Genomic DNA, 12,292 nt, shown 5'->3' on the forward strand with positions numbered 1-12,292 from the left:
CGGGGATACTTGGCCCCATGGCATACGACGATCTTCGCTCCCTGCTCCGCGCACTGGAACGCGAGGGCGATCTCAAGCGCGTCAAGGCCGAGGTCGACCCGTATCTGGAGGTCGGGGAGATCGTCGACCGGGTCAACAAGGCCGGCGGCCCCGCCCTGCTCTTCGAGAACGTACGCGGCTCCAGCATGCCCCTCGCGATGAACGTCTTCGGGACGGACCGCCGGCTGCTGAAGGCCCTGGGGCTGAAGTCGTACGAGGACATCAGCGGCAAGATCGGCGGGCTGCTCAAGCCCGAACTGCCCCACGGCTTCGTGGGCGTGCGCGAGGCCTTCGGGAAGCTCGGCGCCATGACCCACGTACCGCCGAAGAAGGTCAAGACGGAGAACGCGCCCGTGCAGGAGGTCGTCCTCCAGGGCGAGGACGTGGACCTCGATCGGCTGCCGGCGCTGTTCACCTGGCCCAAGGACGGCGGCTCCTTCTTCAACCTGGGGCTCACCCACACCAAGGACCCGGAGAGCGGCGTACGGAATCTGGGTCTGTACCGCCTCCAGCGCCATGACAAGCGCACCATCGGGATGCACTGGCAGATCCACAAGGACAGCCGGAACCACTACCAGGTGGCGGCGCGCAGGGGTGAGCGGCTGCCCGTCGCGATCGCCTTCGGGTGCCCGCCGGCCGTGACGTACGCGTCCACCGCCCCGCTTCCCGGTGACATCGACGAGTACCTGTTCGCCGGGTTCGTGGCGGGCAAGCGGATCGAGATGGTCGACTGCAAGACGGTGCCGTTGCAGGTGCCCGCGCAGGCGGAGGTGGTGTTGGAGGGCTGGCTTGAGCCGGGCGAGATGCTGCCGGAGGGGCCCTTCGGCGACCACACCGGGTTCTACACCCCGCAGGAGCCCTTCCCCGCCCTCAAGATCGACTGTGTGACGATGCGGAAGCGGCCGTTGCTGCAGTCCATCGTGGTGGGGCGGCCGCCGACGGAGGACGGGCCGCTGGGGCGGGCGACGGAGAGGTTCTTCCTGCCGCTGCTGAAGATCATCGTGCCGGACATCGTGGACTACCACCTCCCCGAGTCGGGCGGCTTCCACAACTGCGCGATCGTCTCGATCGAGAAGAAGTACCCGAAGCACGCGCAGAAGGTCATGTCCGCGATCTGGGGCGCCCACATGATGTCCCTGACCAAGCTGATCGTGGTCGTGGACGCCGACTGCGACGTCCACGATCTGCACGAGGTGTCCTGGCGGGCCCTGGGCAACACGGACTACTCCCGCGACCTGACCGTGGTGGAGGGCCCGGTGGACCACCTCGACCACGCCTCCTACCAGCAGTTCTGGGGCGGCAAGGCGGGCATCGACGCGACGAGGAAGTGGCCCGAGGAGGGTTATACGAGGGACGGTGGCTGGCCGGACATGGTCGAGTCGGACCCGGATACGGCGGCGCTGGTGGACCGCCGCTGGAAGGAGTACGGACTGTGACCAGCGCTTCAGCCGCGCTTCCTCAGCCGGGGCGCACCAGGGCGTTCCTCCGCCTGGTCATGATCGAACACTCGATCTTCGCGCTGCCCTTCGCGTACATCGCCTCCCTGACGGCCATGTTCCAGCTGGACGGCAACATCCACTGGGGCCGGCTGCTGCTGGTCACCATCTGCATGGTGGGTCTGCGGACGTTCGCCATGGCGGTGAACCGGATCATCGACCGCGAGATCGACGCCCGCAATCCGCGTACGGCGCACCGCGAGCTGGTCACGGGCGCGATGTCCGTCCGCCACGCGTGGACGGGCGCCCTGATCGCCGTCGTGGTCTTCCTGGGCTCGGCGGCCCTGCTGAACCCCCTCTGCCTCGCCCTCGCCCCCGTCGCCGTGATCCCGATGGTGGTCTACCCCTACGGCAAACGCTTCACGAACTACCCCCAGGCCATCCTCGGCCTCGCCCAGGCCATGGGGCCGGTCGGCGGCTGGCTGGCGATCACCGGGGAGTGGTCCTGGGAGGCGGTGATCCTCGGCCTCGCCGTCGGTATCTGGATCGGCGGCTTCGACCTCATCTACGCCTGCCAGGACGTCGACTCCGACCGGGAGTCGGGGGTGCTCTCCGTCCCGGCCCGCTTCGGCATCCCGGCGGCGATCCGGTCCGCGAGGGTCTGCCACATCCTCACGACCGCCCTGTTCGTCTGGTACGCGCTGGTGACGGACGCGGGCACGTTCTTCTGGCTGGGCCTGGCCGTCGTGGCGGCCGCCTTCACCTACGAACACACCATCGTCCGCCCGCACGACCTCTCCCGCCTCAACCGGGCGTTCTTCTCCGTCAACGGCTTCATCGGCATCGCGCTGTTCGCGTGCGCGCTGCTGGATCTGCTGATGCGGGGGTTGACTGTGTGAGTTGACTGTCCGAGGGGGCGCCTTACGGACGTACGAGCTACGCGGTGAGCGCCGAGCGGCCCGGTTCGCGGCGGCGGAACAGGAACGCCGCCGCCACTCCCGCCACCAGGCCCATGAGATGGCCCTGCCAGCTGATGCCGGACTCGGTGGGGGCGAGGCCCGCGAGTATGGAGCCGCCCCAGATGGCGGCGACTACGATGCCCACGGCCACACCGGCGAGACGGCGCTCCACGAAGCCGCTGACCAGCAGGAAGCCGAAGAGGCCGAAGATCACGCCCGAGGCGCCCGCCGTGTTGGTGTAGTCCGGCGATATCAGCCAGACGCCCAGGCCGTCGGCGACGATGATCAGGGCGCAGACGGCGGCGAAGCGACGCAGCCCGCCGAGCGCCGCGAGGAAGCCCAGCACCAGCAGCGGGACGCTGTTCGCCGCGACATGGCCGAAGCCGAAGTGGATGAAGGCGGACGGCACCACATCCACCAGCTCGGGCACCGAGCGCGGCATGATCCCGAAGTCGTCCAGCCTGTGACCGCTCGCCACGTCGATCACTTCGAGCAGCCAGAGCAGCGCCACCCAGGCCACCATCAGCTTGGCGGCGGCCTTCGCCCGGTCCCCCCGCGACCACACCCGCCTGCCGCCCGGCGCACCACGCACTTCACCCGACATGTCAACCCCCGACTCGACCGCACCCGTCCTCTCAGTGAAACGGCCGTGCCCCCTTGGCCGGTTCCCGTCCCGCGGCGCCGGATAGGCTCGGGGTCGTGAACCCAGTCAAGCCAGGAGAGACGCGGCGTCCGCCTTGGATCGTAGGGGTCTCCGGCGCCTCCGGCACCCCATACGCCGCCGCGGTGCTGCGCGCGCTCCTCGCCGCCGGTGAGAGCGTCGACCTCGTGGTGTCCCGGGCGTCGCGGCTGACCCTGCTGGACGAGACGGGGATCTCCTTCCGAGACGCGCACTGGCGTGACGACCTGCGGGAATGGTTGTCGCGTGGCGCGGACGGCAAGCCCGGCACCTTCTCCGTGGACCTCGAAGGCGACCGCGTACGGCACTGGAGCGCGGGTGACCTGGCCGCCGGACCGTCCTCCGGCTCGTACCCGGTCAAGGGCATGCTCATCGTCCCCGCGTCCACGGCGTGCGTCGCGGGTGTCGCCCTGGGCCTGAGCAAGGACCTGCTCCAGCGGGCGGCGAGCGTGACCCTCAAGGAACGCCGCCCGCTGATCGTCGCCGTACGCGAAACGCCTCTGGGCGGCCAGACCCTGCGGCATCTGGTGACGCTGGACGACGCGGGCGCGACCGTCCTGCCCGCCTCCCCGGCCTTCTACGCGGGGGCCACCCACATCCAGGACCTGGTGGACTTCGTCGCCGGACGGGCGCTGGACGCGGCGGGCGTCCCGCACGGCCTGTACCGGCGCTGGGAGGGCGATGTGGGAGGGGCACGCGCTTCCCGTATCACTTGATTGTTCGAGTTACTTGATTACTTGATTGTTCGAGCAGTGAGTGCTCGCACGACTCTTCAACCGTTCAACTCTTCAGCGGAAGGCAACCGATCGCATGGACGCGGTGGACAGGCAGCTCATCCAGGCCCTGAGGGAGAACGGCCGGGCCTCCTACGCGGAGCTGGGACGCCTCGTCGGACTGTCGGGACCCAGTGTCACCGACCGCATCAACCGGCTGGAGGCGGCCGGAGTCATCACCGGTTATCGCGCCACCGTGAACGCGGCCTCGCTCGGCCTCGGGGTGACCGCGCTCATCGGTATCTCCCTCTCCGACGCCGCCGACCACGAGGACGTGGCGAACCGGCTGCGGGACCTGGGCGAGATCGAGGACTGCTGGTTCATCGCGGGCGACGACTCGTTCATGCTCAAGGTGCGCGCCTCCGACGTCGACGGTCTGGAGAAGACCATCCGCCGGCTCTCCGGCACCAAGGGCGTCTCCCGGACCCGTACGACGATCGTGCTCTCCACGAAGTGGGAGAACCGGGTGGGGGAATTGCCTGAGGAGCGGTAGGCCCGTTCAGGGCCGTATGGGGGCACCGCCCGCCCGAAGGGTGGGGGAGTACGGTTGAGCGGGTTTGTCAGGCAGGTAGGTCGTCGGTGAAAGGCGGAGGCATGGATCTCGGGCTCAAGCGCGAGCTGGAGGAGAAGGTTCGCTCCGGTGAGCGGCTGACCCGTGAGGACGGCATCGCGCTGTACGCGTCGGACGACCTGGCGTGGCTGGGCGGGCTGGCGCACGAGGTGCGGACGCGGAAGAACGGCGACGTCGTCCACTTCAACGTCAACCGTCACCTCAACATGACCAACGTGTGCACGGCCTCCTGCGCGTACTGCTCCTTCCAGCGCAAGCCGGGGGAGAAGGACGCGTACACGATGCGCATCGAGGAGGCCGTCAAGCTCGCCAAGGAGATGGAGAGCGAGAACCTCACCGAGCTGCACATCGTCAACGGGCTGCACCCCAATCTGCCGTGGCGGTACTACCCGCGTTCGCTGCGCGAGCTGAAGGCGGCCCTGCCGGACGTGTCGTTGAAGGCGTTCACGGCCACGGAGATCCACCACTTCGAGACGATCAGCGGGCTCTCGGCCTCCGAGATCCTCGACGAACTGATCGACGCGGGGCTGGAGTCGCTGACCGGCGGTGGCGCCGAGATCTTCGACTGGGAGGTACGGCAGCACATCGTCGACCACCGCACCCACTGGGAGGACTGGTCGCGTATCCACCGCCTGGCGCACGAGAAGGGGCTGAAGACCCCGTGCACCATGCTGTACGGGCATATCGAGGAGCCTCGGCACCGGGTCGACCACGTTCTGCGGCTGCGTGAACTGCAGGACGAGACCGGCGGCTTCCAGGTCTTCATCCCCCTGCGCTACCAGCACGACTTCGTGGACATGAAGGACGGCAAGGTACGCAACCGGCTGCAGGCCCGCACTCAGATGGCGACCGGGGCGGAGGCGTTGAAGACGTTCGCGGTGTCCCGTCTCCTGTTCGACAACGTGCCGCACGTCAAGGTCTTCTGGGTCATGCACGGGGTGCAGACGGCCCAACTGGCGTTGCAGCACGGGGCCGACGACATGGACGGCTCGGTGGTGGAGTACAAGATCACGCATGACGCGGACTCTTTTGGTACGCCGAACAAGCTGACCCGGGAGGACTTGCTGGACCTCATCCGGGATGCCGGTTTCCGCCCGGTGGAGCGGAACACTCGGTACGAGGTGATCCGGGAGTACGAGGGCGCTGACGCGGGGCGGCGGGAATCACCCCAGCCGATGCGAGTCTGAACGGTTTTTTGCCCGCCCACCCACCCGACTCGCCATCGTGAGTAGGCGCCCTCGCGGCGCGTGCGGGAGGGTTTGGGTTCGTTGGCGGGTGCGGGTGGGCGGGGGCTGGTCGCGCAGTTCCCCGCGCCCCTGAAAAGCAGGGGCTGCGCCCCGCTTTTCATCGGCCCGCACCCCCGTGTGCTTTTCGGCCCGCAGGGGCCGTGTCTTTTAGGGGCGCGGGGAACTGCGCGAGCAACCACATCCCACCCGCACCCGCCAACGAACCCATCCCCCTACCCCGTGGGCGCCCCAAACGTAACAGGTACCCTTCTCCTATGCCCCTTACCTTTCGGCTCGACCCGCCCCTCACCCCCTCCCTCCGGGACGACATCCTCGCCCTCTGGGCGGATGTGTCCAACGCGGGCGGTGCCGTCGGGTTCGTGCCGCCGGTGTCGCCGGAGGCGATACGGCCCGAGCTGGTGAAGCATCTGGTGGCGATGGCCGAGGGCCGGCATCGGCTCCTCGTAGGGTTCGACGAGGCCGGCACGCCGGCCGCCACGGCGTTCTTCAGCTTCAACACCCACCGGCTGATGACCCACTGGGTCTGGCTCTACACGGTGATGGTCCACCCCTCCCACCAGGGCAAGGGCTACGGCCGTGACCTCCTGGCGGCGGCCGAGGACGCGGCCCGCGGCTTCGACGGCATAGAGGCCATCCGCCTCACCTGCCGCGGCGGCCTCGGCCTGGAGCACTTCTACGCCTCCTGCGGCTACAAGGAGGTCGGCCGCGTCCCGGGCGCCATCCGGGTGGCCCCCGACGACCACCGCGACGACATCATGATGCTGCTGCCGCTGCACTGATGTTCGTCCACCGGGCGGCTCCGCACCCCCTTACAAGATCGTGCTCCGACCGTGCTTCACTGGACGGTGCCCTTGTGGCGACGCTTCATCGGATCGGTCCGGAACGGAAGAGTGGATTGAGATGCTCCGCTACACACTGATGCGCCTCGGGATCTTCGTGGGCTGCTTCGTGGTCGTCTGGGGCCTCGTCTACACCGGTATCGCCCCGCGCGGCCTCGGCGCGTCCAACGGCATGTGGATCATCCTGCTGTCGCTGGTGATCTCCGCGCCGATCAGCTTCGTGGCCCTGCGCAAGGAGCGGGACCGGGCCTCCGCCCGAATCGCCCCCCACCTCGACCAGCGCATCAACCGCGTCAAGTCCAACCTCGCCGCCAACCGCAGCCAGGAGGACGAGGCAGACGACGAGGCCCGCGACCGGACGGAGACGTCCGAGGCCGTCACCGAGCACGCTGAGGCCGTCGCCGAGCACGCGGAGGCCGTCGCCGAGCACGCGGAGGCCGCCGAGAGCACCGCATCGGGCAAGGCCTCGTAGCCCGTAGCCCGTAATCCCTCCCCGGGCGTTCACCCGGATCTTTCGCGGCGTTCGAAACGTACGCTTGCTCGTATGGGTGCAGTGAAGAGCAAACGGATGCCTCGTGCGGTGCGGGAACAGCAGATGCTGGACGCGGCCGTGCGGACCTTCGGGCAGCGGGGGTACCGGGCCGCCTCCATGGACGAGATCGCCGAACTGGCGGGCGTGTCCAAGCCGTTGGTGTATCTGTACCTCAACTCCAAGGAAGACCTCTTCACCGCCTGCATCCGCCGTGAGGCGAAGGCCCTCACCACCGCCGTACGCGCCGGTGTGAACCCCCGGTTGCCCGCCGACCGGCAACTGTGGGAAGGGCTGCGGGCGTTCTTCACGCACACCGCGCGCAACCCGGACGCCTGGGCCGTACTGCATCTGCAGGCCCGTACGCACGGCGAACCGTTCGCCGCCGAGGTGGCCGCGATGCGGGAGGAGATGGTCGCGTTCGTGACGGGGCTGATACTGGCCGGCGCCCGTGAGGCCCGCCGTGACCCGTCCCTGCCCGAGCGCGAGGTCGCCGGTCTCGCCGAGGCCCTGGTCGGCGCCGCCGAAGCCCTCGCCGCCTGGGCCAACGCCACCCCCGGCCTCACCGCCCGCCAGGCCGCGGCCACCCTGATGAACTTCGCCTGGTCGGGCCTCGGCGACCTGATGGAGGGCCGCCCGTGGAGTCCGCCGGCGGACACCGCTTTGGCCGAGGAGTCCTGAGCCTCGGCAACCACCGCATCCGCATCTACGGCCGTCCGTCCGGGCGTTCAGCAGATCAGCGGGTACACACTGCCCAGTACATGCACGCGACCACCTTCACCTCGGCCACCTTCACCTCGGCCTCCTTCGGACCGGTCGCCCTCGGCCTGGCCCCCTTCGGCCCGGCCGCCGCCGCTCCGCAGTTCGAAGTCGCCCCCGGCCCGCCCCTCCGCCGCGTACGTCACCGTGCTCGGCAGCGGGACCGGTGCCTTGAACTCGGCGCGGACCAGGGTCGCCGGGGGTGTTCCGTGCTGTGCGAGGCAGCGGGCCACCGTCCACATGCCGTGGGCGATGGCGCGGGGGAAGCCGAAGAGACGGGCGGTGAGGGCGTGGAGATGGATCGGGTTCCGGTCGCCGGAGACCGCCCCGTACCGTCGGCCGACATCCCCGGCCAGCCGCCACTCGGCCACCGCGGGCAACGGGCTGGACCCGCGCGTCCTCTCCTTCACCGCCGCGTCGCCGACCCGGTGCCGCGCGAGATACGTACTCCGCGACTCCCAGCCGACCTCTTCAGGGTCCTCCCTGCCGTCCCTCAGCTCGGTCACCACCACCGCCTCGGTCCCTCGTCGATGGGGTCGCAATTCCGCCACGTACACGGACAGTTCGTACTCCCCGGTGGCGGGGAGGGGCCGCCGCCGGGTGATCTCGATCGAGGTGTGGACCAGGCCGAGGAGGGGGAGGGGGAAGGCCCGGTCGGACATCAGGCGCATCGCGAGCGGGAAGCCGAGGACGTGCGGGTAGGTGAGCGGCACGGCGTCCTCGCCGGTGGGGAAGCCGCAGACCCGCTCGTAGGCGGCCAGCCGAGCGAGATCGATCCGGACGCCGGGGAGTACGAGCCGGGGCAACTCCGGTAGCCCCGGCGACGCCTTCGATGCCCCCAAACTCTCTGAGGCCCCTGAGGCCCCTGAGGCCCCCGAGGCCTCCGAAGGCTCCGACATCGCCCCCGCCCCCGCCCCCGTCCTCCCGGACAGCCTCCTGCCCTTGCCCGGTGATCGCAGCGCGCCCCGGGCGAGGAGTGGGCCCAGGGAGGGTGAGTCGGTGAGGGTGAGGGTGTGCATGGCCGGTTTCCCCTTCCTCGTACCGGACGAACCGGTTCCTCGTACCGGACTCCTTTTCTTACTCCGAAGTAAGGTTACCCGAGGTAAGTGTCATTCGTGGAGGTCGGAACGCCCGTCGCGGGCCCAGGAGCTGAGCGACCCTCAGGTAACTTGACACCCCTTTGACCTGCGAGGGAGCGGTCGGCCACACTGCACATCCCTGGCCCCGGACCATCCCTGGACCACCGCCGCACTCACACAAACCTCACACAACAGGCCCGTACGATCCGGACACACCGAACGCCCAGGAGCCGCCCGTGTCCAGCCTCGACCGCACCGAACCCGTGCTCGTGGAACCCGAGTTGAAGCGGCTGGACGGCGTCGTGCGGGAGGCGTACGTGCCCGCGCTGGCCACACCGGTGACGTACGGCTCGCTCGCCGACATCCCGTTCGACAACCGCGACCACGCCCCCGAGGCCGTGGTCCTCAACCGCAAGGCCGACACCGCCGACGGCCCGGACGGGGAGATCCGGTGGCGGGATGTGACGGCCGCCGAGTTCGCGGCGGAGGTGCTCGCCGTGGCGAAGGGGCTCGTCGCCGAGGGGCTGATGCCGGGCGACCGGATCGCCATCATGGCGCGTACGACGTACGAGTGGACGCTGCTGGACTTCGCGGCGTGGGCGGCGGGGCTGGTGACGGTTCCCATCTACCCGACCTCGTCCGCCTTCCAGACTCGCTGGATTCTCCAGGACTCGGGCGCGGTGGCGCTCGCCGTGGAGTCGTCGGCGCAGGCCGCCGCCCTCGGCCCCGAGCACGACCGTATCCCCGATCTGCGTCATATGTGGGTCTTCGAGAAGGGCCACATGGACCGGCTCGCCGAGCTGGGCCGCGATGTCTCGGACCAGGAAGTGGCCGTACGGCGAGGGGTGTTGGGGCCCGACACCCTGGCGACCCTGATCTACACCTCGGGTACCACGGGCCGCCCCAAGGGCTGTGCCCTCACCCACGGCAACTTCTTCGCGGAGATCGACAACGCCATCGACCTCCTCTATCCGATCTTCCGCGCGAGGACGGACGAGGAGGCGTCCACGCTGCTGTTCCTGCCGCTCGCCCATGTCTTCGGGCGCATGGTGGCGATCGCCTGTATGCGGGCGCGCATCCGCGTGGGCCACTCGCCGAGCTTTCGCACGGAGGATCTGCTGGCGGACCTGAAGTCCTTCCGGCCGACGTTCCTGCTGCTCATCCCGTATGTCCTGGAGAAGGTGTTCAACACCGCCCGCGCCTCCGCCGAACGCATGGGCCGCACCTCGTCGTTCGACCGCGCCGCCGCCGTCGCCCGCCGTTACGGCGAGGCCCTGGAGGCCGAACAGCATGACACCGGGCCCGGCCCCAGCACCTTCCTGAAGGCGGCCCGCACCTTCTACGACCCCCTCGTCTACCGCCGTATCCGCAACGCGCTGGGCGGCAGGGTCCGTTACGTCATCTGCGGCGGCTCCCCGCTGGGCCGTCGGCTCGCCGCCTTCTACGCGGGCGCCGGCATCGACGTCTTCGAGGGCTACGGCCTGACGGAGACGACCGCGGCCGTCACGGTCACCCCACCCGTCCGTCCCCGCCTGGGCACGGTCGGCCGGCCGCTCCCGGGCACACGCGTCCGCATAGCCGCCGACGGCGAAGTCCTGCTGCACGGCGGCCAGATCTTCCGCGGCTACTGGGACACCCAGGCGGGCGGAGTGGTCCCGGCGGGCCCGGACGGCTGGTTCGCCACCGGCGACATCGGCGAGTTGGACGACGAGGGCTATCTGACGATCACCGGCCGCAAGAAGGAGATCCTGGTCACCGACAGCGGCAAGAACGTGGCCCCGGCCCCCCTGGAGAACTGGCTCCGCTCGCACCCGCTGATCGCCCAGGCGATGGTGGTGGGCGACCGCCGGCCGTACGTCACCGCGCTGTTGACCCTGGACCCCGAAGGCATCACCCACTGGCGGCACATGAACGCCAAGCACGCCGTCCCGCCCGAACTCCTCTCCGACGACGTGGAGTTGCGCGCGGTCCTCCAGCGAGCCATCGACGAGGCCAACCGTCTGGTCTCCCGCCCCGAGTCCATCCGCCGCTTCACCGTCGTCCCCGGCGGCTTCACGGAGGAGGCGGGCCATCTGACCCCCTCGATGAAACTCCGCAGGGAGGTCATCGAGGAGGCGTTCGCTGAGGAGATCGAGGGGTTGTACGAGAAGTAGGCGGGCGCGCCGGGGCTGGGGTCAGACGAGAAGGTCCTTGAAGTAGAAGCTGGCCATCTTGTCGGTCTGGGTGAGGGATTCCTCGGAGCCGAGGCCGATGTGGAGGCGGGCGGCGGTGGGGTTGGTGGTGTCGGGGATCTGGATGGCCAGGCCCTCCGGCTCACGGTAGAAGAGGCTTTCGCCGGCTTTGCTGAGGCTGCGCTGGACCACGGTGCCGGTGTTCCAGTCGATGGATGTCAGGTAGGTGTTGCTGTCGCTGGTGCGGTTGCCGGAGGTGTCGTAGGTGTAGGCGGTGCCGTCGAGGGTGTAGAGGTACTGGCCGAATGTGGTGTAGCCCTGGAAGGTGACGCCGGTGAGTACGGAGGGCTGGGTGATGGTGGCCAGTGGGGTGAAGGTGCCGGATCTGAAGGTGGCGAGGTCGTAGAGGTTGATCTTCCAGGTTCCGCCGATGCGATGACGGACCGCCAGGCGGCTGTTGGCGGGGTCGACGGCGATGGTGTTGTGGTCGGAGCCGGGTACGGGGTCGTAGGCGGTCACGCGGTGGGAGTCGGGGGTGAGGACGGCTCCGTTGGTGAATTTGAAGCGGGCGATCTTCGTGCCGTAGCCGACGTTGTTGCCGTCGGGGACGGCGGCCGTCTCGGTCCACAGGTAGGCGCTGTTGCCGGAGGGTTCGGCGGCGATGGAGACGCCGTGGCCGAAGCCCTTGAGATACATCCGGCCGATGATGTAGCCCTGCCAGTCGAGCCGGGTGATGCACAGGTCGCCGTTGGTCTCGCGCTGGGTGCCGGTGTACGTCTGTGTCTCGCCCGGGAGCTGTCGTCCGGCCTGCACCAACTGCGCCGTGTAGAGGTGCTTGTTGGTGTTGTCGAAGGAGAACGACTGCAGGATGCGTACGTCCTGCAGCCAGATCTCGCGGAACCACTCGGTGGAGGAGTCGGTCAGATCGAAGCGCTTGGAGGTGGCCACGGCCGCCGCCGCGGTGCCGGCACCGGCCAGGACGGCGGAGCCCAGGAGGGTGGCGCCGGTGAGGCCGGCGGCGCGCTTGAGGATCTGTCGTCGGCTTGGTCCGTGGCTGGATCTGCCCCTGTCGGCGTTCATTCGCTGGAAGCCTCCCCCTTGGTTGCGTGCAAACAGCCGCTGGATTCAACCATCTCCACGCCAGACCGCACCAGACCCATATGCGCAGGTCAGGCATGGGATCGCGACCTGGTTCCCATTCGTGAGATAAG

At 69.1% G+C, this 12,292-nt stretch carries 12 protein-coding genes; 9 read left to right on the top strand and 3 right to left on the bottom strand.

Going from position 1 to position 12,292, the window contains the following annotated elements; translation table 11 throughout:
• The first annotated feature begins 17 nt into the window (after window positions 1–17).
• Window positions 18–1,475 (top strand): menaquinone biosynthesis decarboxylase, encoded by a 1,458-nt coding sequence (locus ACWD4G_RS22245; protein WP_451295981.1) that lies wholly within the window; start codon window positions 18–20, stop codon window positions 1,473–1,475.
• Window positions 1,472–2,374 carry a menaquinone biosynthesis prenyltransferase MqnP gene (gene mqnP, locus ACWD4G_RS22250; RefSeq protein WP_451295983.1) on the top strand — a complete coding sequence of 301 codons (903 nt, stop codon included), beginning with the start codon at window positions 1,472–1,474 and terminating at the stop codon, window positions 2,372–2,374. Before ACWD4G_RS22245 ends, mqnP begins: the two co-directional genes overlap by 4 nt.
• Before the next feature lie 37 nt (window positions 2,375–2,411).
• Here the strand turns inward: mqnP and ACWD4G_RS22255 are convergent, their stop codons facing one another.
• Window positions 2,412–3,038: a rhomboid family intramembrane serine protease gene (locus ACWD4G_RS22255; protein WP_451295984.1), complete on the bottom strand. Its 627-nt coding sequence runs from the start codon at window positions 3,036–3,038 to the stop codon at window positions 2,412–2,414.
• A 95-nt stretch (window positions 3,039–3,133) separates the two neighbouring features.
• Here ACWD4G_RS22255 and ACWD4G_RS22260 point away from each other — a divergent pair, with 95 nt between their 5' ends.
• From ACWD4G_RS22260 to ACWD4G_RS22285, 6 genes are all read left to right on the top strand, one after another.
• Entirely contained in the window at window positions 3,134–3,829 is a 696-nt protein-coding gene (locus ACWD4G_RS22260) for a UbiX family flavin prenyltransferase (protein WP_451295986.1), read from the top strand.
• Window positions 3,830–3,923: 94 nt separating this feature from the next.
• Window positions 3,924–4,379, top strand: coding sequence for an Lrp/AsnC family transcriptional regulator (locus ACWD4G_RS22265; protein WP_451295988.1), 456 nt, complete (start codon window positions 3,924–3,926; stop codon window positions 4,377–4,379).
• A 101-nt stretch (window positions 4,380–4,480) separates the two neighbouring features.
• A complete protein-coding gene (mqnE, locus tag ACWD4G_RS22270; protein WP_451295990.1) occupies window positions 4,481–5,644 on the top strand; it encodes an aminofutalosine synthase MqnE in 1,164 nt (387 codons plus the stop codon).
• 314 nt (window positions 5,645–5,958) lie between these two features.
• Window positions 5,959–6,483, top strand: a complete 525-nt coding sequence (locus ACWD4G_RS22275) for an N-acetyltransferase family protein (protein ID WP_451295992.1) — start codon at window positions 5,959–5,961, stop codon at window positions 6,481–6,483.
• 121 nt (window positions 6,484–6,604) lie between these two features.
• Entirely contained in the window at window positions 6,605–7,015 is a 411-nt protein-coding gene (locus ACWD4G_RS22280) for a DUF4229 domain-containing protein (protein ID WP_451295993.1), read from the top strand.
• Window positions 7,016–7,087: 72 nt separating this feature from the next.
• Window positions 7,088–7,753, top strand: a complete 666-nt coding sequence (locus ACWD4G_RS22285) for a TetR/AcrR family transcriptional regulator (protein WP_451295995.1) — start codon at window positions 7,088–7,090, stop codon at window positions 7,751–7,753.
• Between the two features lie 47 nt (window positions 7,754–7,800).
• Here ACWD4G_RS22285 and ACWD4G_RS22290 read toward each other — a convergent pair whose 3' ends face one another.
• On the bottom strand, window positions 7,801–8,850 hold the full coding sequence (locus ACWD4G_RS22290) for a MaoC family dehydratase (protein ID WP_451295997.1): 1,050 nt from the start codon (window positions 8,848–8,850) through the stop codon (window positions 7,801–7,803).
• A gap of 296 nt (window positions 8,851–9,146) precedes the next feature.
• Here ACWD4G_RS22290 and ACWD4G_RS22295 point away from each other — a divergent pair, with 296 nt between their 5' ends.
• Window positions 9,147–11,063 carry an AMP-dependent synthetase/ligase gene (locus ACWD4G_RS22295; RefSeq protein ID WP_451295999.1) on the top strand — a complete coding sequence of 639 codons (1,917 nt, stop codon included), beginning with the start codon at window positions 9,147–9,149 and terminating at the stop codon, window positions 11,061–11,063.
• 21 nt (window positions 11,064–11,084) lie between these two features.
• Here the strand turns inward: ACWD4G_RS22295 and ACWD4G_RS22300 are convergent, their stop codons facing one another.
• Window positions 11,085–12,161: a phage baseplate protein gene (locus ACWD4G_RS22300; RefSeq protein ID WP_451296001.1), complete on the bottom strand. Its 1,077-nt coding sequence runs from the start codon at window positions 12,159–12,161 to the stop codon at window positions 11,085–11,087.
• Window positions 12,162–12,292: the final 131 nt, after the last annotated feature.

The sequence above is a fragment of the Streptomyces sp. NPDC002643 genome (assembly GCF_053592555.1).